The organism is Koromonas humicola, assembly GCF_059726255.1.
Genome location: NZ_AP040873.1, coordinates 1,609,507 through 1,632,561, shown reverse-complemented (window position 1 = coordinate 1,632,561; position 23,055 = coordinate 1,609,507). Strand labels below are relative to the sequence as shown.

General features: G+C 55.5%; 16 protein-coding genes. 8 read left to right on the top strand and 8 right to left on the bottom strand.

The window, feature by feature from the left end; genetic code table 11:
- Positions 1-180: 180 nt before the first annotated feature.
- The 4 genes from AC6IZD_RS07100 (at position 181) to AC6IZD_RS07085 (ending at position 3,593) form a co-directional block, all read left to right on the top strand.
- Complete coding sequence (locus AC6IZD_RS07100; protein WP_497786990.1) at positions 181-879, top strand: DUF5715 family protein; 699 nt, start codon at positions 181-183, stop codon at positions 877-879.
- 107 nt (positions 880-986) lie between these two features.
- Positions 987-2,315, top strand: a complete 1,329-nt coding sequence (locus AC6IZD_RS07095) for a dipeptidase (protein WP_497786989.1) — start codon at positions 987-989, stop codon at positions 2,313-2,315.
- Between the two features lie 22 nt (positions 2,316-2,337).
- Complete coding sequence (locus AC6IZD_RS07090; protein ID WP_497786988.1) at positions 2,338-2,943, top strand: peptidylprolyl isomerase; 606 nt, start codon at positions 2,338-2,340, stop codon at positions 2,941-2,943.
- A gap of 119 nt (positions 2,944-3,062) precedes the next feature.
- Entirely contained in the window at positions 3,063-3,593 is a 531-nt protein-coding gene (locus AC6IZD_RS07085) for a peptidylprolyl isomerase (protein ID WP_497786987.1), read from the top strand.
- A gap of 67 nt (positions 3,594-3,660) precedes the next feature.
- On the opposite strand, the gene mdh is transcribed toward AC6IZD_RS07085, so the two are convergent.
- From mdh to glnA, 4 genes are all read right to left on the bottom strand, one after another.
- Positions 3,661-4,590 (bottom strand): malate dehydrogenase, encoded by a 930-nt coding sequence (gene mdh, locus AC6IZD_RS07080; protein ID WP_497786986.1) that lies wholly within the window; start codon positions 4,588-4,590, stop codon positions 3,661-3,663.
- 88 nt (positions 4,591-4,678) lie between these two features.
- On the bottom strand, positions 4,679-6,103 hold the full coding sequence (locus AC6IZD_RS07075; protein ID WP_497786985.1) for an NADP-dependent isocitrate dehydrogenase: 1,425 nt from the start codon (positions 6,101-6,103) through the stop codon (positions 4,679-4,681).
- A 164-nt stretch (positions 6,104-6,267) separates the two neighbouring features.
- Positions 6,268-8,805: a [protein-PII] uridylyltransferase family protein gene (locus AC6IZD_RS07070; protein ID WP_497787565.1), complete on the bottom strand. Its 2,538-nt coding sequence runs from the start codon at positions 8,803-8,805 to the stop codon at positions 6,268-6,270.
- Between the two features lie 301 nt (positions 8,806-9,106).
- Complete coding sequence (glnA, locus tag AC6IZD_RS07065) at positions 9,107-10,534, bottom strand: type I glutamate--ammonia ligase (protein ID WP_497786984.1); 1,428 nt, start codon at positions 10,532-10,534, stop codon at positions 9,107-9,109.
- Between the two features lie 382 nt (positions 10,535-10,916).
- On the opposite strand from glnA, the gene AC6IZD_RS07060 reads away from it, so the two are divergent.
- Together AC6IZD_RS07060 and AC6IZD_RS07055 are read left to right on the top strand one after the other, a co-directional pair.
- Complete coding sequence (locus tag AC6IZD_RS07060) at positions 10,917-11,816, top strand: LysR substrate-binding domain-containing protein (RefSeq protein WP_497786983.1); 900 nt, start codon at positions 10,917-10,919, stop codon at positions 11,814-11,816.
- A gap of 137 nt (positions 11,817-11,953) precedes the next feature.
- A complete protein-coding gene (locus AC6IZD_RS07055) occupies positions 11,954-12,511 on the top strand; it encodes a pyruvoyl-dependent arginine decarboxylase (protein WP_497786982.1) in 558 nt (185 codons plus the stop codon).
- A gap of 278 nt (positions 12,512-12,789) precedes the next feature.
- On the opposite strand, the gene AC6IZD_RS07050 is transcribed toward AC6IZD_RS07055, so the two are convergent.
- The 3 genes from AC6IZD_RS07050 to AC6IZD_RS07040 form a co-directional block, all read right to left on the bottom strand.
- On the bottom strand, positions 12,790-13,869 hold the full coding sequence (locus AC6IZD_RS07050) for a deoxyhypusine synthase family protein (protein WP_497786981.1): 1,080 nt from the start codon (positions 13,867-13,869) through the stop codon (positions 12,790-12,792).
- 200 nt (positions 13,870-14,069) lie between these two features.
- Positions 14,070-14,834 (bottom strand): class I SAM-dependent methyltransferase, encoded by a 765-nt coding sequence (locus tag AC6IZD_RS07045; protein WP_497786980.1) that lies wholly within the window; start codon positions 14,832-14,834, stop codon positions 14,070-14,072.
- A gap of 237 nt (positions 14,835-15,071) precedes the next feature.
- Positions 15,072-16,577, bottom strand: a complete 1,506-nt coding sequence (locus AC6IZD_RS07040) for an aldehyde dehydrogenase family protein (protein WP_497786979.1) — start codon at positions 16,575-16,577, stop codon at positions 15,072-15,074.
- Between the two features lie 231 nt (positions 16,578-16,808).
- Here AC6IZD_RS07040 and AC6IZD_RS07035 point away from each other — a divergent pair, with 231 nt between their 5' ends.
- Positions 16,809-19,316 carry a penicillin acylase family protein gene (locus AC6IZD_RS07035; RefSeq protein ID WP_497786978.1) on the top strand — a complete coding sequence of 836 codons (2,508 nt, stop codon included), beginning with the start codon at positions 16,809-16,811 and terminating at the stop codon, positions 19,314-19,316.
- 286 nt (positions 19,317-19,602) lie between these two features.
- On the opposite strand, the gene AC6IZD_RS07030 is transcribed toward AC6IZD_RS07035, so the two are convergent.
- The gene (locus AC6IZD_RS07030; protein ID WP_497786977.1) at positions 19,603-20,919 is read right to left on the bottom strand and encodes a YncE family protein; all 1,317 of its coding nucleotides are present in this window, start codon (positions 20,917-20,919) and stop codon (positions 19,603-19,605) included.
- A 147-nt stretch (positions 20,920-21,066) separates the two neighbouring features.
- Between AC6IZD_RS07030 and AC6IZD_RS07025 the strand changes: the two genes are divergently transcribed.
- A complete protein-coding gene (locus AC6IZD_RS07025) occupies positions 21,067-22,917 on the top strand; it encodes a bifunctional homocysteine S-methyltransferase/methylenetetrahydrofolate reductase (protein ID WP_497786976.1) in 1,851 nt (616 codons plus the stop codon).
- The last annotated feature ends 138 nt before the right edge of the window (positions 22,918-23,055 follow it).

Genomic DNA, 23,055 nt, shown 5'->3' with positions numbered 1-23,055 from the left:
CGGCTGATGCCACGGTAACCAATGCGGTTCAGGGTGGGGACATATTGTGCAACCTCACCGGGCAACACTTATTCCAAAATGGGCAAGATTCCGCAATTCACCCGAGCGGAAATTCAGGGCCGCTAGGTTACACTGTGGGCTGGACGGACATCATACAAATTGGGAGTAGTTTCGTTCTCGATGACGCGACGCATAGGAGCCACACTCATTTTCGTTTTTGTACTGGGCATGGCCTTCGCCTCTGGCGCGACCATCCGCTCCTCGTACCGAACCCCGAGGCGTTCGTTTCGACACGCGCGTGCTCGCGTTGTTCGCTGGAATCCAGTGCTGCGTGGTTCGCATGATTCCATGCTTCGACAGAACGACGAAATCGATCGCCTAAAGCTCACCCGCATCAACGACGACCAGGAACTCGAGGAACTCGAGTTACGCGGCGATCTAGTGAGTCTCCATGAGTCTAAGGCGCTCCAGATTGCCCCGAACCTCGATGTAAACCGTCGCTTCTGCCGTCCGTGGACCCGATCTTTTCTGGAAGATTTGAGCCAGGCATTCTATGCTCGATTCCATCAGCCGATCCAGGTGACGTCTGCAGTCCGCACCGTGGATCAACAAGCGCGTCTCCAGCGCTGGAACCACAACGCTGCTCCAATCGACGGCGATACAGCCTCTTCGCACCTCGCAGGATTGACAATCGACATTGGCAAGCGTCCCATGACGACGAAGCAGCGTGCTTGGTTCGATCAGTACGTGCTAAAGCTCCAGCAACTCGGATTGGTAGAGGCTGCCGAAGAGCGCCGTCAAGCCTGCTATCACATTATGGTGAGCGATCGTTATGACGAGTATCGGCAGGCTCCGCTCGATTTCGCCGTGAACCGCTAGGAGTGAAATGTCTCATTGCGTCCGGGCCTCGGCCCGGACGTTTTCGTTTGGACTCAACACTGTCCGCGAACATCGTTCGGTATAATTGAGAGTTTTACGGAGACAAGATGCGATCGAAGCTAGTTCTGGCCTGTCTTGCCTTACTTCTTCCGGCCCTAACCTCGCAGGCCGCCTCGCAAAAAAACACGGATAAGAAGTCGGCTGTGAGCGACAAGCCATCTGCGACCACTACCGAAGCCAGTGCAGTTCACAACGCTGCAATCGTCATTGACACTCATGCCGACACTCCTGGCCGATTTGTGGATGAAGCTTTCGATCCCTCCACCGACGCTGGCAGAGGACACTGGGATCTGGCAAAAGTGAAAGCAGGCAATCTCGGCGCAGAGTTTTTCTCCATCTGGGTCGATCCAGTTGAGTACAAGGACCACTACACGCGTCGCGCGCTCGACATGATCGATTCGGTGTACGAAGTGGTTCGCACACATCCGAATGACCTGGTGATGGCCTATTCCGCACAGGACATAATCAATGCTCGCTCAGGTCGGAACAAGAAACTTGCCGCACTCATAGGTGTTGAGGGTGGGCACGCGATTGAAGGCGACATCCGAGTTCTTCGGGATTTCTATCGGCTCGGCGCCCGCTACATGACTCTTACCTGGGCGAACTCCAACGAACTTGGCCAGTCCTCGGGCGATGAAAAGGTGGGCGATAATGGAAAACTCAAAGATCCCGGTCTGACTGACTTCGGTCGTGACGTGATCCGCGAAATGAACCGGCTTGGCATGATGGTGGACATCTCGCATGTGAGCGACAGATCCTTCTATCACGCGCTCGTTGTTAGCCGAGCTCCTATCATCGCCTCTCATAGCAGCTCACGCGCAATCGCCAATCATCCTCGCAACATGACAGACGATATGCTGGTCGCACTTGCGCGAAATGGCGGCGTAGCTCAGGTCAACTTCAACTGCGGCTTCGTCAGTGACGAATACAATGCCTCCTCGAAAGCTTTCGACGAAGCGCATCCCGCAGAAGTAAAGCGTGCAGAAGAATTATGGCGTGGCCCAAAGACTCCGGAAAGCAAAGCAGAGCTCGACAAATTGGCGGCCATGAAGAACGCGGCTGTTCCCCGCCCTCCGCTCAATTCGCTGATCGATCATTTCGATCACATGATCAAAGTGGCAGGAGTAGAACACGTCGGTATCGGGTCCGACTTTGACGGAGTTGAATGCCTGCCACAAGGGATTGATGGCGTACAGGATCTGCCAAAGATTACTGCTGAACTTATACGTCGGGGCTACTCGGCCAATGACATGAAGGCGATTCTTGGTGGCAATCTACTCCGTGTCTTTAGTGAAGTCGAACGCGTCTCTCGCGAAATTCAGAATGAACAAAACCCAGATCAGCGGCCTGAAGTAGTCATTCCGCAAACAAAATAGCAATTCACTTGGAGGAATAGATATGCGAAGAATCTTGATCGCCGGCAGCATGCTTGTATTCGCGCTGGGCGCTTACGCTCAGAAGCCGCAACAAGGTACGAAAGAACAGCCAGCCGCCGTTATCGAAACCAGTATGGGCGACTTGCACTGTGTGCTGTTTCCCAAAGCGGCCCCGATTGGAACTAAGAACTTCATCGACCTTGCTAAGGGAACGAAGGATTGGAAAGATCCAAAAACTGGGCAGGTCAAGCACGGTGTTCCGCTTTACGACAACACGATCTTCCATCGTGTGATTCCAAACTTCATGATCCAGGGCGGTGATCCGGCTGGGAACGGCACAGGAAATCCGGGATACCGCTTCAAGAACGAAACCCACTCAAACCTGAACTTCGATCAGCCTGGCCGCCTTGCATATGCCAACTCCGGCCCGGACACGAATGGATCGCAGTTCTTCATCACCGAAGGTTCATATCCGTCCCTGAACGGCAACTACACAATTTTCGGCCAGTGCGATAACCAGAGTGTTGCCTTGGTGAAGAAGATTGCCCGCCAGCCGAGGAACGGGAATGATCGTCCGAAGACTGACATTGTGATCAAGCACATTAAGATCGAAGACGGGACGCACTAGTCTGTTCTTCTATCGCGTGGCACAGGAGGCAGGACGTCGATCCGTCTTGCCCCCGCTCGAAGCAGCAAACCACTTCTGTTAATCTGAATCGTCATATATTCCCCCAGCAAGGAGCCAGCATGGCTGAACGTACTCCAGGGTTATACGCCACGCTTCAAACCAATCATGGCAGTATCGTATGCCGTTTGTTCGAAAAGGAAGCACCGAAGACGGTTGCCAATTTCATTGAACTTGCCGAAGGCAAGCGCGATTGGAAAGACAGCGTCAGCGGGAAGAAGGGTCCTGGTCCACTCTATAACGGAACGGTTTTCCACCGTGTCATTCCTGACTTCATGATTCAGGGCGGCGATCCCAGCGGCACAGGTATGGGTGGTCCGGGGTACAAGTTTGAGGATGAAACGAAGGGCTCGCCCTACAAATTTGATAAGCCAGGCAAGCTGGCTATGGCTAATGCCGGTCCCAATACCAACGGCTCCCAGTTCTTCGTGACCGTGGCTGCAACGCCATGGCTTACCGGCAATCACACCATTTTCGGCGAAGTCATCGAAGGTCAGGACGTTGCGGACAAGATCAGCACAGTGGCACGCAATCATCAGGACCGGCCCAAAAACGACGTGGTGCTCGAAAGCGTTACGATCACGCGCGTCTAACTCGGCTTCCAAAAATGAAAACCCCGGGGCAGCGCCTCGGGGTTTCCTTTTGCAAGCACTTATACGACTAGGCTAGTCCGATCACCTTGACCAACTCCTGGACAGCATTGGCGCTCTTGTTCAGAGCAGCCTGCTCGTCGGCAGTCAGCTTGATCTCGATGACCTTCTCAAGGCCGTTCGCGCCCAACTTCACCGGCACGCCAACGAATAGGCCATTAATGCCATACTCGCCTTCGAGGTATGCGGCGCAAGGCAGGATCTTCTTCTTGTCCTTCAGAATCGCTTCAACCATCTCCACAGCCGAGGCCGAGGGAGCGTAGTAGGCGCTACCAGTCTTCAGGTATTTCACGATCTCCGCGCCGCCATTAGCGGTGCGCTCGACCAGAGCCTTCAGCCGATCTTCTGGAATGAGTTCGGTGATAGGAATACCAGCCACTGTGGAGTAGCGCGGCAGCGGAACCATCGTGTCGCCGTGTCCGCCCAGCACAAAGGCGGTAACGTTCTCGACGCTGACATTCAGTTCCTGCGCGATGAACGTACGGAAACGAGCCGAATCCAGCACTCCGGCCATGCCGATTACGCGATTGCGGGAGAAGCCGCTCAGCTTGAATGCAGCCTGGGCCATCGCATCCAGAGGATTGCTGACGACAATGATGATGCAGTTCGGCGAGTACTTCACGACCTTGCCCACAACATCCTGCATAATCTTGTAGTTCGTATTCAGCAAGTCGTCACGGCTCATTCCGGGCTTGCGAGGAATGCCAGCCGTGATGATCACGATGTCCGAGTTCGCAGTATCGGCATAATCATTCGTGCCGACGATCGTGCTGTCGCGCTTTTCAACCGGCATTGCCTGCAGCAGATCGAGAGCCTTGCCCTGCGGAACTCCCTCCATGATGTCGATCAGAACCACATCGGCCAATTCCTTCGAGGCGATCCAATGGGCCGCTGTAGCCCCTACGTTTCCTGATCCAACAATGGACACTTTCTTGCGCATTTGTTTCCCTTTCAAGCCGCTCACGCGGCATTATTGCGTTATAAGAACAGTTGCGTCGAATCGATCTAACAATCCGACGACGTAGAAATTATCTCGCAGTTGAAACACTTGCCGCCATATTCTCGATGATTGCGGTGGCAAATTCGCTCGTGTGCAGCTTTGTCGCGCCCTCCATGAGGCGCTCGAAGTCGTAAGTTACGCGTTTTTGTTCGATCGTGAGCTCCATGCTGTTTTCCACCAGGCGAGCAGCTTCTGGCCAGCCCATGAAATCCAGCATCATAACCGCAGACAGAATCACCGATCCCGGATTGATTACATCCTTATCTGCATATTTCGGCGCTGTTCCATGTGTCGCTTCGAAAATCGCATGTTCCGCCCCGATATTTGCGCCGGGAGCGATTCCCAAGCCCCCAACCTGAGCTGCACATGCGTCCGAAATGTAATCGCCATTGAGGTTCGGCGTAGCCAACACCGAATACTCGTCCGCACGCGTCACGATCTGCTGGAAGATCGAATCTGCAATGCGATCATTGATCAGCAGCTTCGTCATCCACTTTCCTTGCCCATGGGTCTCGTAGATCGACTCGAGAACGCTCCTCACCTCCGCATAGATTCCCTGCCGGAAATCTTCAGGTGCGTGTTCCATGCCGGGTTCAATCATTGCGGCATTTTCTTCGACTGTAAGCGAAGGATTGTTGTCCTTGTTGCCTAGAATCCAACTTTCGCGCTCCGTCACGGTTTCGTTGCGGAACTCCTGGGTCGCCACTTCGTAGCCCCACTCGCGGAACGCGCCTTCCGTGTATTTCTGAATGTTTCCCTTGTGGACTAACGTGACGCTTGGGCGCTTCTTGTCCAACGCAAACTGAATTGCCATACGAATCAGACGCTTGCTTCCCGTAATCGACATCGGCTTGATACCAATTCCTGAATCGGGGCGCACGCGTTTCTTTGTGCCAGCCAGCATGTCGTTGTTCAGAAAATTGATCAGCTTCTTGACCTCGGCTGTACCCTGCTTCCACTCGATCCCGGCATATACGTCTTCCGTGTTTTCGCGGAAGATTACGACATTCATATGTTCAGGATGCTTCACCGGCGAAGGAATGCCCTTGTAGTACTTCACTGGACGCACACAGGCATATAAATCCAGAATCTGACGCAGCGCCACGTTCAGAGAACGAATGCCCCCGCCAATTGGAGTGGTCAACGGCCCTTTGATTCCGATCCGAAGATCGCGAAATGCATTGACCGTCTCATCCGGAAGCCAGCTTCCAAACATTTCTTTCGACTTCTCGCCGGCATACACCTCGTACCACACGATGTGGCGCTTCCCGCCATAGGCGCGCTCTACTGCGGCATCCACCACCCGAACGGCTGCTTTCCAAATGTCGCGCCCCGTCCCATCCCCCTCAATGAACGGGATGATCGGGTTGTCGGGAACGATGAATTTCCCGCTCTTAAACTCAATTGCGCGGCCATTCGCCGGAAGCGGAAAGCCATTGTAGGAAGCCGACATCGAATCCTCCTGGGATTTGAAACTAAGAGTCTCTGGAACAGTTCTCTACTCGCACCTGGGCCTAAACGGCACCACCCCACGTGGCTACCGCACTCGCAGAAGTTGTACGGACCTCCGGCGTGAAGTTGTCGAACAGTCGAGATTATCACCGGACGTGCCGGGCTTCAATCGCCGAAGAAATCGGTGAAAATGGCACGTACTTTGACCATTTCACTCCTCAGCGCTTCGTCCATGTCGTAGCATCCAGCAACGTTGCTAATGCATTCACGAAGCGCATCGCTTTCCGGCAAACGCTTCCTTGATCTCCCCTCGACGATGCGGATGGCATGGTCGATACGACGGAAGAGATCGACGGCATGCAGCAACTGGCTAGACTGGACTAGTGAGAGCAATCCATCATCCGCCAGCGTTCGCAATCGGTCCGGAAGCTGCTTCCCTGCCGAAGGCAAATCTGCCCGAGTCTCAAGCAAGCCAATCAGGAAATCCAGATCAAAGAGCCCGCCCGGCCCGGTTTTGAAGCTGTCTGCCTCGCTCGTATCCTCCAGGCGCTTGCGCATGCTCCGCAGTTCCGGCACAAAGTCGGACGATGATGCGGAAGACTGTCTCAAACGCGTCACTGCTTGTTGCACTTCGGGAACGAGACACTCAGAACCCGCAATGAACCGAAGTTTCCCGAACGCGAGCGTCTCCCATGCCTGAGCTTCTGTTTCGAAGTACTGGGCGAGTTGTCGCGAGGACGCCACGAGTTCGCCTTCTGATCCATGCGGTCTGAGTCGAGTATCGACCGCGATGACCGAACCCTCTCGCGAGTAGCTTGACAGCAGCTCTACCAGCGCACGTGCACTCTGCTCCGCCCTGTCGGGATCACACTCGGAAGTGCGAAGGAAGATCAGATCCGCATCCGAGAGTACATCCAGCTCGCAGGTCGCAAAGCGACCAACAACGAAAACCGCGAAACCGTCCGGTGGATTCGTCGCCCGTACTGCCCTTTGCAGCAGAGCGTCGAATTTTGCGGTGTTTTCGCGCAGGGCGTCCCAAACTGGCGCTCGCTCAAGCAATGAGCGTCCTAACAAGCGCAGTATGCATCGGCGCGACTCAACTCGAATCTCGTCCGCAACGGAGTCGCACGAGGCAGGCTTGCAAGGACGGAAAAGAGCAACGATGTCCTCCGGATGACGCGACAGGATGTCTGTTGCCAAAACACTCTGGGCGAAGACCGGAAGTGCTATTTCTATCCACTGAATGTTGTCGATTGCTGCAGTAATGCGGTCATCCCCAGTGGAAGCAGCCGCCAGGAAGCGGTGAAGGTTGTGTAGCGCTGGCCCGCCCACCTGTTCTGCCAGTGCGTCCACCAACACCGGAGAACGTGATTTCAGTTCGCGAACGAGGCGCTCTGCACCTGGCAAGCCAAGACCTACGGAGCGCACAGACACGGGGGCAGGAGCATTTTCTGCACCTAGGCTGAGTACTCGCGCGCATAACGCACTGATCGAACTCATCACGCGTCGCACGTCGTCCGCGCTCTTGACGTCCTCTCGTCCCAGCGATCGCACTAGGGCTGCCTGCTCACCCCGGTCGCGTGGCATCCGATGCGACTGCACTCCATGCCTGCACTGAATGCGGTGTTCGATTGCGCGGAGTAGTCCATATCCTTGCAACAACTCGCGGAATTCAGCGTCTCCGATATGCCCCTTGTCGTAGAGCTTCTGGAGAGCAGACAACGTTCCCCCTGAGCGCAACCAGATTTCGTTTCCGCCATACACTCTTTGCAGGCACTGCACCGCAAACTCAATCTCGCGCAATCCCCCGGCACCATTCTTCACATCCAAGTCGCCTGAAGATGGTCGGACAACGCCACGCTGAATGCGCTCAAGTGAACGAGCCGCAGTCTTGACAGCATCAACGCTCAGTTGATTGCGATAAATGAGTTCCTCTACCTCCGCGGCGAACTCACGCGCTAATGCGCGGTCGCCAGCGCTATAACGAACCTTTAGGAGAGACTGCAATTCCCAGTCATGAGCTACGTCGCGGTAATATCGGATCGCTTGGCTGCGGCCCACGACCATCTCTCCGCTGATGCCTTGTGGCCGAAGGCGCAGATCCACTCGGAACACCTGCCCCTCCGAACTCAAGCTGCAGAGGACTGTTGTTAAACGCTGAGCAAATTGTGTGCAGAATTCCCGTGTGGAAACTGCGAGATTGCCCGCGTCTTCCGCGTCATCGCATAGATACAGCAGATCGACGTCCGAGCTATAGTTCAGCTCGTTTCCGCCCAACTTTCCGAGTGACAACGCCGAGAATCGTGCCGGATGTATTCGGCCTCGAGTCGAACGCACCTTGGGCCAGCCCCCATATTGAAGCTTCATCTCACTTGCGCAATGCGCCAGTGCTCGCTCAATCAATACATCCGAGAGAGCCGAGATTTCGGCTGTGATCTCAGCAAGTGATGCCATCCCAAGTAGTTCACGAGTGAAGATCCGCACATACTCGCGCCGCTTGAACCGTGCCAGCACTAGAGGTAACTGCGCTTCTCCGGCTTCGGGCCAGAACTTAGCGAGTTCCTCCCGAAAATTCTCCAACCATCGACTTGTAACCAGTCCTTGAGGGTTCGCAAAATCTAGAAGTAGGTCTGGGTTTTGGATTAGAGTTTGACCAAGCCATTGACTTGAGCCGAACAAAACAACACAGGCACGCAAAGCCATCGCGCTTGCATCGAAAGACGCTAACGCCTCAACAGGATGTTGCTGAAGAAGCATTTCAAGTTGCAGAACGGCCTGATCACGATTCCCCGCCTCCGCAAGAAAACGCCCCAGCAATGACGCAGCTCTTGCCGGCAGCAGTTCACAAACACGTCCAAAGCGTGCTGGCGAAGAGCTTTCAACGAAGGAGAAACCCAATATCGAACTTAGATTGGTTTCAGGCAGCACTCAAATTCCCGGTCCCGCGGAAGAATAGCACGCGCCAGTCTCACAGTACGGGCGCGTACTGAATTGCGAATCGCGCCTAGATGTCAAAATACATCGCGAATTCGTATGGGTGCGGCCGCGCACGAAGCGCGTTCACCTCGTGCTCGCGCTTGTATGCGATGTACGTCTCAAGTAGGTCCTCCGTGAACACGTCTCCCTTGAGAAGGAACTGGTAATCAACTGATAGCGCTTCCAACGCTGCCTCTAACGAGGAAGGGATTGCCGGGACTCTCTGCAACTCTTCCGGCCCAAGGTCGTAGATATCCTTATCAAGTGGCGATCCCGGATCAATTCGATTCTCGATGCCATCGAGACCAGCCATCAGCATCGCCGAGAATGCAATGTACGGATTGCAACTTGGATCAGGCGGCCGATACTCCACACGCTTTGCATCCGGAGCGGAAGAGTACATGGGTATTCTGCACGCTGCCGAACGATTGCGACGTGAATACGCGAGGTTCACCGGTGCATCCGTCCCGGCTGCCAGCCGTTTATAGCTGTTCGTGGTGGGCGAGGTTAGCGCAGCCAATGCAGGACCGTGCTTGATGAGCCCTCCGATGTACCACAGTGCCTGCTCCGACAATCCAGCATATCCATCGCCGAAGAACAGCGGCTTGCCGTCTTTCCAAAGCGACTGATGCGTGTGCATGCTGCTGCCATTGTCCTGGAACAGAGGCTTAGGCATGAACGTCGCAGTCTTGCCGTGCTGACTCGCGACATTTCGAACGATGTACTTGTAAAGCATCATTGCGTCAGCCGAACGTAGTAGCGAGTTGTACCGCAGATCTATTTCACCCTGGCCGCCGCTGGCGCTTTCGTGATGATGGCTTTCCACCTGCAATCCACACTGCTGCATGATTAGCAGCATCTCTGTGCGCAGATCCTGATGATGGTCGGTCGGAGGAACCGGGAAATACCCTTCGCGATATCTCGGACGGTAGCCAAGATTGCTTTCACGACGAGCAGAATTCCACCGGCCTTCGTCGGCGTCGATGTAATAGAAACCGTGATTCGTGCTCTGGTCGAAGCTAACGTTGTCGAAGACGAAGAACTCCGCCTCAGCCCCAAACATTGCTTGGTCGGCGATGCCTGAGGATGCGAGATACATCTCAGCCTTGCTCGCTATGTAACGAGGATCGCGATCGTAGCGCTGCCGAGTCACAGGATCGATGATGTCAGCAGTCATTCCAAGCGTTGGGGCTTCCGCAAAGGGATCCAAAATGTAAGTCGTCGGATCCGGAATCAGCAGCATGTCGCTTTCGTGTATGGCCGCCCAACCCCGAATGGAGGAACCATCCATTCCGAAGCCATCACGGAAAGAGTCCAGCGTCAATTGCGCGATTGGGAAGGATATGTGATGCCAAAGGCCATGGAGATCGCTGAAACGAAGATCGACCATCTGCACGCCTTGTTGCTGGGCGAATTCTAAAACAGTGGAAGCATTCACTTCACTGGACGAGCTCATTCTTGAGTCCTTTTCGGTGCCACAAGCGGGCACGACACGACTAGGATAACCATTCACCTCAAAATTTGCTGGACGAAGCTCCGAAAAAAACAGACCATTAGAAAATAGCTACTCTCACGTGCAATGGGGCGTGTCCGTGGCGAAATAAGAGTATGGATCAGGTGCTCGCGCAGGAAATCGAAAGTTCTTATGGGAGAGATAACTCTCGATTATGATCAGCTTCAGTTTCTCTCGTTGATGCGTCAATACGAACAGGATCAGTAAAACGTTGTTATTCTCTTGAGAGCATAGACTCTTTCCCTTGTCGAATTATGCTTGGGATCACCAAGAACGGCAACACATACGAGTGCGGGTTTGTTCGATCTTCGAGTGAAAATAGAGCATGGACTTTGACCAGCTAGAGACCTTTCTGGAGGTAGCGCGCAATCTAAGTTTCTCGCGCGCCGCGGAGAAACGCTTTCGCACTCAACCAGCGATTTCTGCCCAAATCCGCGCGATCGAGGAAGAGGTTGGCGCAAAGCTGCTGGATCGCACTGGGGGAAAGGTTTCGGTCACAGCCGCGGGAAAGATCTTCTTGAATTACGTGGAGAGCGCGTTGGAAGCGCGGCGCGTCGCCATACATGCGGTTGCAGAAGCAGAACGAGTGCCCGGTGGCGAAATCGTCGTTGCAGCCAATGAAGGTAGCTGCCTGCATATCCTTCCTGAAGTTTTCGCCGAATTTAAGCGCAGTTATCCCGATGTCGGAATCACCGTAAAGCGCTCAGAAACACGCGAGGTGCTAGAGAGCATTGTCGACAATTCCGCTGATTTCGGTGTTGCGGCCATGCCGATCACGGACAAGCGGATCACGGCTGTGCCCATTCATAAGGACGAACTGGTCCTTATTACTCCCGTTGGTCATCCCCTAGCCAAACAAAAGGAAATCACCGTTTCCCAGATTGCGGATTATCCCCTGCTGCTGCCAAAGCTGGGACGAACTCGCGACAGCATCGAGCGTATGTTCGAGGAACGGAGCATGAAGCCAAATGTCAGCATGGAGCTTGACTCCAGTGAACTGCTGAAGCGTTTTGTTTCCGCCGGCGTTGGCATCGGGTTTAGCCCTGAAACAACGGCGACGGGCGACGTGCGACTCGGCATCCTCGCGGTCGTAAAGCTTGGAGATGCGCAGATTCGACGCGATATGGCGCTGGTGTTCCGAAAAGACAAGGCGCTGAGCCGGGCCGCATTGGCGTTCATCGATATTGCTGTCAGGTTAAAATCTCCGCAGCTTGCCCGCAAGTAATGCCCTCCCGCCTATCATCTCTTTTGGAAATTGTTGGATTGTGGATTGCACCTCTTGTCGGAATCATTTAATTTCAGAGGTGCCGCCAAAAATACATCTGGCTCGGTTGTATGTGATTCGCAGAGGAGTAACAAGAATTGGCCAAAGACATGGTCCCCAAACGCATCTTTCTCACCAAGGGCGTGGGGAAGCACAAAGAGCGTTTGACTTCATTTGAGCTCGCGCTGCGCGACGCTGGTATTGCCGCGCAAAACCTGGTGCGCGTCTCTTCCATTTTCCCGCCTAACTGCAAGTTGCTCACGCGCGCGCAGGGACAGAAGTATCTGAGCCCGGGCGAGGTTGTTTTCGCAGTGGTCGCGGAGAACTCGACCCGTGAACCGCACCGCCTAGTAGCTTCGAGCATCGGTCTGGCTATGCCCGCAGACAGCAAGACTTACGGCTACTTGAGCGAACATCACAGCTTCGGCGAAACCGACCAGATTGCCGGCGACTACGCAGAAGAACTGGCGGCGGAAATGCTCGCAACGACCCTGAACGTCGAATTCGATCCCGACAAGAGCTGGGACGAAAAGAAGGAAGTCTATCGCCTCTCGAACAAGATCGTGCGGACAACCAACATCACGCAGAGCGCGATTGGAGACAAGACTGGACTGTGGACGACGACAATCGCGGCAGCGATTCTTATCTTCGAATAGTTCAGTATTTATGCAGGTTCAAACGCCCTGGAGGCCATCCAGGGCGTTTTCTTTTACTAAGGGCAGCCATTGCACGGGTGATTAATGACTCTTGAACCGTAAGTTTGCAGGTTGGTTAATCGTTTTCCCGATGACACCAAAAGTTTACCCATCTGCTAACGCTGAAACCATCGGCAGTAACTAGCTGATCAACTTCCCGGTTGTCGAATGCCACAAAACAAAATCGCCCATCCCCGATTCAGAATCGGAGATGGGCGATTGAGATTGAGACCGAGCCTCTACTTCTTCTTCAGACGCTCGAGAACGGCTCCGGCGATGAGAGGCAGAGCCACCGTGGCGTCATCAAACACTTCGGCGAACTTGCCGCCTTCAGCCGGAGGAACGAACTTACCCCAGGAGATGGCTTCGCTGTACGGCGAGCCGCTGAGTCCGCCCCAGTGAACAGGCTCGGGGCAGATGCGCAAGCCGTAGTGATAGCGCTTGAGAGGAACATCTTCTCCGCCACGGCGATGGCGCAGTTCGATGTATGGCCCGAACTGCTGGGTCCAGTTGCGCGGCACGCCGCCGCCGATGGTGAAGATACCGAGGCGAGTCTGCTGGAGATTCTTCTCGGCGAAGTGGTTGAGGTCGAGGAACGGATCGAACTGGATGAGCGGTCTTCCCTGCTTCGCACGCTTGCGGTTGTGCAGCGCTACGTCGAGTCCCATTTCGGAGTCGGTGAATGCCGGGATGTAAACCGAGGCGCCCTTCTCGTAGGCAGAGCGCAGAATGCCGCGGCCTTCGGCGTGTTCGGAAAGGTACTTGCCGATAGCGTGTGTGAACTTGTACGAGCAGAGGACTTCGTTGGCATCCCACGACTCGAGGATCTGGGCAACGATGCCTTCGACGAAGTTGAGATTGGTCTCGGGCTCGAGCGTGTCATAGACGCGGTTGTAGCCAGCTTCGTAGAGTTCAACGTCATTGAGCTTTTCGTCCCAAACGAAGTGGGACTTGCCAGCAGCCTCGACCAAGCCGTGAGCCATGAGAGCTCCGGTGGAGACGATGGCCTTCACAATTCCGGCATCGATGAGGTCGGCGATAATGAGTCCCTGCTTTGCGACGGTCATCGCGCCTGCAAGGGTCATGACGACGAACGCATCCTTATCGCGTGCCATGACTTCGAGCACATCGGCAGCATGGCCGATCTGACGCCCAGTGAATGCAGTCTTGCCCATGGCGCGAACGATGTCGTCGACCGTTGTGACTTTGGAAAGGTCGAGGGGCTCAAGAGCTACGAGCTTGTCTGAGATAGGGTCGTGCAGCTCGCGCTCGATACCGGAGCCTTCGCCGGGATGATGTCCGTGATTGCCGTGATTCAACTAACTCACCTCTTCTGATTTTTCTGAGTAGATCAAGGATAAATTACGCGGTGGCGAGGGGCAAGGAAGGATGAGTGCGCCTCGATTGCGAAAGCTTGATTCGCTTTGGTCACGGCCCGGGGAAGCGCGACTGAAACATGCGGATACCCCTACTCCCAGGTTCACGCCGAACCCGGGCACCCGGCTGACAACGCGGCCTATCACAACCTATCGTGCCTGCGACTGAAGACAGCAGCGCGTGCAACAACCTCCTCCTGCAAGGCACCGTTGGAAGCGAAGGCTTTGAGGGTGGAGATAAGGTCGGATTCGAACTGCGAGCGGCGGTCGCCGAGCATCTCGGGGCAAGTGTAGGAGCGGGAGAGGGCGCGGCCGACGAGGTCAGCAATGGTGACAGTGCGAGTTTCGGTACCCGAGATGATTTCCAGTTCGCGGAATTGCGAACCGCAGAAGAATTCTTCGGGAGTGAGGCGGTCGAGTTCGTGCTCGTTGTTGCGGGCATAGGAGTGGCGTACGTCATCGTATGCGGTGCGCCAAGGACTGAGAGGGCTTTGTAGATTGGTGGCGGCGCAGATCAGAATGCGGCCGCGCGGTGCAAGGATGCGATCAAGAATGGGTATCGCGGCTGCGCGGTCGAGCCAGTGGTGTGCGCGTCCGATTGTGATGAGATCGTAGGTCTCACCTGTAGCGAAGTCTTCAAGACGGGCATTGACAAGTGTGAGCGAGACTCCTGCCTGAGCAGCGGCGTTTTTGGCTGCGGCGAGCATCGCGGCCTCAGGATCGATGCCGGTGCTTTCTCTGACGTATGAGGCGAGGCCGATGGCGAGGGGAGCCGGACCGCAACCAATATCAAGTAGCGATTCCCTTCCGGTGAGCGAAAGGCGTTGCACGATTTGCTGAAAGAATGCTGGTGGATAGGGCTCTCGGTATCGGGAGTAGAACTCGACAGTCGAGGCGAAACGTCCCATGGGGGATAGTGTGGTTCAAGTGCCGAGGTGAAGCAACTTGGAGGCTTTGTTGGAAGTGAGTGCTAGGGACGGGCTGACCAGAAACTGATGCTGGAGTTGTGTAGAGATGCTTCGCTGCGCTCGGGATGACACTCCGAACTCAAAAGCAAAGCCAACGCCAATAACAAATGCAGCTACCCCACCCTAAACTCGCCAATTACGCGAGTTTAGAATGGGGCACCCTCAGTGTTGCGCCGATTAGGCGACCTTGATGCAGACCGCTTTGGTTTCGGTGTAGTTGTCTATGGCGTTGTGGCCCATTTCGCGGCCCCAACCGCTCTCCTTGTAGCCGCCAAATGGCATGGCGGCGTCAAAGATGTTGTAGCAGTTCACCCATACAGTTCCGGCGCGCAAGGCAGCGGCAATCTGGTGGGCTTTTGCGATGTCGCGAGTCCAGACACCAGCGGCGAGGCCGTAGGAAGAATCGTTTGCCTGGTCCACGAGTTCATCGAGCGACTCGAAAGGCATGGCGGTGACGACCGGGCCAAAGATCTCTTCTTTTACGACTTTCATGTTCTTGTTGGTGTTGGTGAAGACCGTCGGCTCGACGAAGTAACCTTTTTCGCCGATCTGTTTGCCTCCGGTGAGAGCGCAGGCCCCTTCGACCAATCCTGCATCGATGTAGCCCTTTACGCGCTTGAGTTGTTCTTCGGAAACAAGCGGGCCGAGCTGGGTTCCTGGCTCCCAGCCGGGACCGACGCAGATCTGCTTCGCCACTTCGGCGATGCCTTCCACCACCTTGTCGAAGTTTTGCTTGTGTACGTAGAGGCGCGATCCAGCACAGCAGCACTGTCCGTGGTTGAAGAATATGGCCGAGGCGGCTCCTGTGATGGCGACATCGAGGTCTGCATCGGGCATGACGACGTTGGGCGATTTGCCACCGAGTTCGAGTGTGACTTTCTTGAGGTTTCCCGTGGCGGCGTGAACGATGAGTTTGCCGACTTCGGTCGATCCCGTGAAGGCGACTTTATCCACCATGGGATGAGCTGCGAGCGCGGCTCCTGCGGTTTCGCCGTAGCCAGGAACGATGTTGACGACTCCGTCCGGGAATCCAGCTTCACAGATCAGTTCGCCCAGTCGCAGAGCCGAGAGCGGTGTCTGTTCCGCAGGCTTGAGGACGATGGTGCATCCGGCGGCAAGCGCGGGACCGAGTTTCCAGGCGGCCATGAGCAGTGGAAAGTTCCACGGAATGATCTGGCCTACGACACCGACAGGGTCTCGAAGTGTGAAGGCGTGATAACGCGCGCCTGGAGTGTATGGGACCGAGATAGGGATGGTGTTGCCCTCGATCTTGGTGACCCATCCGGCCATGTAGCGAAACAAATCTACCGCAAGCGGAACATCGGCAACACGCGCGACGGTGAGCGGCTTGCCGTTGTCGAGGCTTTCGAGCGTGGCGAACTCGTCGGCGTGCTGCTCGATGAGGTCGGCGAGTTTCCAGATAAGACGACCTCGTTCGGAGGCGGTCATCTTAGTCCAAGGTCCGTGATCGAACGCACGACGCGCGGCGAAAACGGCGAGATCGATGTCCTGAGTATCTCCTTCAGCGACATTGGAGAGGATGTCGCCTGTAGCCGGATTGTAGGTGGGAAAGGTTTTCCCGGAAGCAGCGTCCATCCACTTGCCATTGATCAACAAGGAGTGTTTGCGCTCAACGAATTTCAGCGCATCGGAGTTTAGGTTCGGGGAAGCAATAGTGGCCATGCAAACTCCTTTTCTGAGGTGCCGATGTGTTGTGGCGGTACTGGACGGCGCACGAAGAGAGTAGGCGTGCATACGGGAGAAATGCGCCGGGCCGGGAGCATCACACACGACTGGATTCAGATTCCGCAGAGAGGGATTGGGGTGCCATGGGGGTAAGGCATTTTTGGTGGAAAACCAGACCGCTCTGCGTACGACCGAAGCGGCTCACAAGCGGGTACAATCGAGAACGTCATGTCTTTTGCAACAAGCTCCTCTTCCCTGCAAATTCTGAATGGCTCGCGGCTCCGGCTCGCGGGCCGAGTTGTTTTGATCGTATTGGCGCTAGTGGCGCTGCTCGCGGGAGGAGTTTTCGTCTGGTTTGAGTCGGCGGCGCACTCGGCGATGCCTCAACTGGATGGCACGGTGAAACTGACGGGGCTTTCGGCGCCGGTAAGCGTGATTCGCGATGGGCATGGGGTGCCCACGATTACAGCGCAGACACTGGACGACTTGTTCTTTGCGCAGGGTTATGTGACGGCGCAGGACCGGCTGTGGCAGATGGACATGATGCGGCGCTATGCGGCAGGAGAGCTGTCAGCGGCACTTGGATCGGACTACGTGAAGGTGGACCGCGAACAGAGGACTCTGGGGTTACGCGAGGTGGCTCAGAGATCGCTGGCGAATGCTTCGCCGCAGGAGCGAGAACAACTAGAGGCTTATGCGCGCGGGGTGAATGCGTATATCGCGGATCATCACTATGGGCTGCCTCTGGAAATGCGAGTCATGAGGTACTTCCCGAGGGCGTGGACGGCTGAGGATTCGGTGCTGGTTGGCGTATCGATGGCTGAGATGCTGAACCATGGCACGTATTTGGACGATCTGAACCATGAGAAGATTCTGGCGAAGCTCGGACCGGAGCTGACAAGCGATTTGTACGTCGAGAAGTCGCAACGCGATATTGTGCCCGGACATGATCTGGACGAGATCGAACCGGAGTCGGTGGCTCCGGACACGGCACAGAAGACAGAGAAAGAAGCAGAAGTAGCGCCTCCGGTTGAGCATGTGAAGAAAAGGCACCATCGTCGGAGAGCGGAGCTGGAGAGGACTACGCCGCGCTCCGTCTTTGAAGCAAGCATGGGGAACGCGCCTTTGACTCCGCTGATGGATCGCGTGAGGGCAGGCTCGAACAACTGGGTGATCAACGGCAGCCACACGGAGAGTGGAAAGCCGTTGCTCTCGAACGATATGCACTTGCCGCACCGGATTCCGAACACATGGTACGAGGCGCACCTGACGTGTGGTGATTTCGATGCGGCGGGCGTGACGCTGCCGGGAACTCCGTGGGTGATTGTGGGACACAATCGCCGGATTGCATGGGGATTTACGAACGTTGGGCCAGATGTTGAAGACGTCTATGTCGAGAACTTCAACGCGCAAGGCGAGTATCAAACGCCTCAGGGCTGGCAGAAGCCGCAGGTCCGGCATGAAGTGATTCACGTAAAGCGCGGGCTGGACGTGAAGATGGACGTGCTGGTAACGAGGCACGGACCGATCATTTCGCGAGAAATGAAGGGCGAGGGACGGCAACTGGCGCTGAAGTGGGCGATCTACGACACGGGGCTGAGCCTTCCATTCTTCTCGGTGAATGCGGCTCAGAACTGGGATGAGTTCAAATCGGCCTTCGGGCGCTATAACGGGCCGGGACAAAACGTGGTTTATGCCGATGTGGACGGCAACATCGGATATCAAGCGACCGGGCGAGTGCCGATTCGGGCTGCTGGCGATGGGACGCTGCCAGTCTGGGGCGCCGATGATGCTCATGAGTGGATTGGGTATGTGCCGTTTGAAGAGATGCCGAGCGTGTACAACCCTCCTTCGGGGATCATCGCGACGGCGAATGGACGCATCACGGCAGACGGGTACAAGTACTCAATCACGAAGGAATGGGAGTCGCCTTACAGGACAGAGCGGATTTATCGTGTGCTGAGAGAAAACAAGAAGTTTACGGCGGCAGACATGCTGGCGCTGCAGACGGACGTGCAGAGCGATCTGGATAAGTTTGTCGCGCAGCGGATGGTGTATGCCGTAGATCAGACTCCGGACGCGAGTGCCAGGGCGCGAACGGCGGCAGATATTCTGCGAAAGTTTGATGGGAAGATCAGCATGGATTCGGCTGGCGCCGCAATCGAGCAGCGAGCGCGGCATTGGCTGACAGAAACTCTGCTGCAAAGCAAGCTGGGGAACGACACCGAGCTATATGCGTGGTTCATGAAGACCGTGTGGCTGGAAAACACGATCGCATTTCAACCGGACCGCTGGCTGCCAGCGCAGTACAAAAGCTGGGACGCGTTGCTGGCCGCATCGGTGGAGGCGGCGGTAAGCGATTCGCTGGCTCCGCACGACCTGGCGAAGTGGAAGTATGGCGATTATGCGACGGTGCAGATTGGGCATCCGATCTTCAGCAAGCTGCCGTGGCTGAAGAAGTATGCAATGACTCCGAAGCTGCCACAGTCGGGCAATGGCATCACGGTGAAGCAGGTGGGCGGAATGTTTGCTCCATCGGAACGCTTCACGGCTGATTTTGCAGACTTGGACCAATCAACGCTGAACATTGTGAATGGGCAGTCGGGAAATCTCTTCAGTCCGTACTTCAACGATCAGTTCGAGGCTTGGTATCGCGGGACGACATTCGGGCTGGCGTTTAGACCAGAGACGGTACAAAAGACGGCGGCGCATCGGCTGACATTGGTGGGCGAGTAGGGTCAGGCCGCGTAGGTACGGATGGCAGCAATCTCGGACGGAAGCTTCGCTAAGCTCTGACAACCCCGGGGGAAATGCAGATGCCGGGGGTATTGTCTTGCCAAATATGCAAAAGGAAGGCATATGTGGGCCACCATTGAGTCGCAGGGTTGAGGACAGTTCCAGGTCACTCAAGAATACGGTCGCGGGACATGGTCGCGGCCGGGATCCTTTGCCGGCACTCAGAAAACAGATCAAATAAAAATGGCTCCCGAAGGAGCCATTTTCGTTCTAGAGACCTTAGAGACTAGTTGATGTAAAGCACATCGTAGGCCTGGCCCTTCACATCGGTTGCATATTCAGATGTTATCGTGTTGCCCTTCTGATCGTAGATGTAGAGTTCGCCGCCTTCAATCGTGTAAACCTGACCGGTATTGGCCGCGAGTGAAACTCCTGTAGCGTCACCTTTCGCGGTCGGGAGGACTGTGGCGGTGTTCGCAGTCGGATTAACCATCGTGATGCAGCTCTGCACGCCACAACTCGTGGACGCAACCCAGAAGACTCCATTTATGTTGCGAACCCAACGCTTGGCGCCAGCACCTATCTTGATGGGCGCTGCGGCTGTTCCGGCTGAAACGTCGATGGTGGTGAAGTAGCCGTCCTGTACCAGATTCCCACTAGCATCGGTGAAACTCGTCGTCGATCCGGCAACATAGAGCTTGTTTGCGGTTGAATCGAAATAACCACGCCGAGCGCCGTTGACGGCGAGCTGATACAGAACCTTTGCGGTTCCAGTGTGCGTGGTGATATCGAGCGTGAGTGTAGTGATGTCGATTGCGGTGACGCTTGAGCCTGCCGAGCCGCCACATTCGGTTCCGCAGCTCAAGATGAAGGCCTTGTTGTTATCAGACGAGAAGAACGCTGCAACTGGCTTCGAGAGCGAAACGGTGTTTCCGGTCGTATCGGTCAGAGTGAGAGTGTAAACCGGAGGAACGTCGGTCGTGGGATCGTTGGCCGAGAGGTCAACCCAATGTGCGCTGTCAGGATCGTTCGAATAATCGGTGAAGGCGAGCAGGTGCTTCTCCGCAGGATCCATCGCCAAGTAACGAACGTTGGGGAATTGGATCTGCGTGTTCAAGCTGCCGTCAGTCGGATTGAAACGAACAATTGCGCCGGGAGAACGGAACGTTCCGTTGGAGTAGTTATAAACAGCAGCAAACCCGAACTTGTTGTTTGTCGAGGTCACAAAGCTGTCGGTCCATCCGCTCAACTGAATGGTGGCCTTGACCGCCTCGAGATTGTTGTTCAGTGATGAAATCGTGTTCGCCGTGCTGTTGTAAGCAAACGTGAGGGTGCCGTCAGGCGAAGACTGGAGAAAGGTGGGCTGATTACCCGTGGTAAACGCGTAAGTCGTCAGCCGGTTCTGAACCGTATCCACCACCTGTAACTGCCCCGCGTAATAGTTGGAGACAACACTGCGATGCAGAAGGTGGGTTGTGGGCTTAAAAGGCTGATCACCAGAGCCGTTGTTGAAGGTTGATTGGCTCGTATGATCGTTGCTGCCGCCACATCCAGCCAGAAAGATTGCGCCCAACAGGGCCAGGACCAATGTCGCTTGCTTCAAGCAACGCACTCCAGAAGAAATGGATTCGAAAGAAGCTGGAAAGCCTGATTATAACATTGAGGGTAGAGGAATTCGGGGAGCCTGCTATCCTAAGCTTCAGAAACGATTTATTTGCAGTCCAGGATAAATGAAGGTCAAGGACCAGCGATGTCAAGGTTTTTAGAGCGCCTGAGCCGTGGCCCCGTCCTCTGCGACGGAGCTATGGGCACACTGTTATATGCAAAAGGTGTGTTCATCAATCGATGTTATGACGAACTGAATGTTTCAGAGCCTGAACGGGTTGCCACAATCCACGCCGATTACGTGAAAGCCGGTGCGGAGATATTGGAAACCAACACCTTTGGCGCGAACCACTATAGGCTGCTAAGGCATGGATTCGAGAGTCGGGTGAAGGAAATCAATCGCGCTGGTGTGCAACTGGCACGAGCGGCCGCAGGAGCGGATGTAATGGTGGCGGGTAGCGTGGGGCCACTGGGAATCCGCATTGAACCGCTGGGCAAAGTGGCCCGTGAGGAAGCACGCGCGGCGTTCCGCGAACAGATTGAGGTTTTTGCGGAAGAAGGCGTGGACCTGATTCTGCTAGAAACATTCGGATATGTCGATGAATTGAATCAGGCGGTGCTGGCAGCACGAGAAGTGGCTCCGGGACTGCCCATCGTGGCCGAAGTCACGATTGACGAAGACGGCAACGCGCTGGACGGAACCGACGCGGAGGTTTTTGGAGCACGACTGACGGATTTTGGAGTGGACGTCGTTGGATGCAACTGCTCGGTTGGTCCGGCAGCGATGCTGGACACGATTGAGCGCCTGCGGAAGGTCACTACTCTTCCCCTTGCTGCGCAACCGAATGCGGGCATGCCGAGGAGCGTTGAGGGCCGAAACATTTATCTATGCTCGCCGGAATACATGGCGAGTTATGCGAGGAAGTTCGTCGCGGCGGGCGTCACGCTGGTAGGTGGATGCTGTGGCACGACTCCCGACCACATCAGAGCAATGAAGTCTGCTCTTCGAGTCGGTGAGGCGCGAACATCCTCATTCCATGTCACGACAGCGAGCCAGACAGCGGCTCCTGCGGTGAAACCTCTGGAAGAACGGTCGAAACTCGGCAGGAAGCTCGCGAAAGGCGAGTTCGTGACGATGGTTGAGATCGTTCCACCAAAAGGCAGCGATCCGTCAAAAGAACTGGCAGCGGCGAAGTATCTGAAAAGTGTTGGCATCGATGCCGTGAATATTCCGGACAGCCCACGAGCCTCGGCACGCATGAGCAATCAGGCTCTGTGCACGTTGATCGAGCGCGAATGCGGCATTGAGACGATCCTGCACTACACCTGTCGAGACAGGAATGTGCTGAGTATTCAGAGCGATCTGTTGGGCGCTTCAGCATTGGGTCTGAACAACCTGATCTGCATTACGGGTGATCCGCCAAAGCTGGGAAATTACCCCGATGCCACGGCGGTGTTTGACGTGGATGCGATTGGGTTGGTCAATATTGTGCGCAATCTGAACCTCGGGGTTGATCTTGGCGCGAACCCGATTGGCTCGGCTACTTCGTTTGTGATTGGAGTGGGAGCGAATCCGGGAATCAGCGACATCGACCAGGAGATCCGACGTTTCGAGTACAAGTGCGAAGCGGGAGCTCACTTTGCGGTGACGCAGCCGGTGTTCGATCTGCGATTGCTGGAACAGTTTCTGCGCAGGGTTGAACACTGCAAGCTCCCTATTTTTGCGGGAATCTGGCCATTAACGAGCGTTCGTAATGCGGAGTTCATGCGAAACGAGTTGAGGGTTTCGGTGCCGGATGAAATTATTTCGCGTATGGCGGCAGCGAGTGCGAGCAGTGATTTGTCGCGGGCCGAAGGCGTGCTGATCGCACGCGAAATGCTGATGCAGGTCCACTCGATGGTGCAAGGAGTTCAGGTCAGCGCTCCACTGGGGAAATTTGCAGCGGCAGTGGATGTAATCGAAGCACTTGGACAGAGAGAGGAAAGCGCGTTATAGGCACGCGTCCAGTCTCTTTCAACGAGCAAACACTACATCGCCCCACCCTGAAGTCGGAAAACGAATTCAACGGTGGGGCTTCTGATAAGGTCATCATCCGGTCTTTCCCTGCGTGGGTGATAGCATGGATGGTTGAGG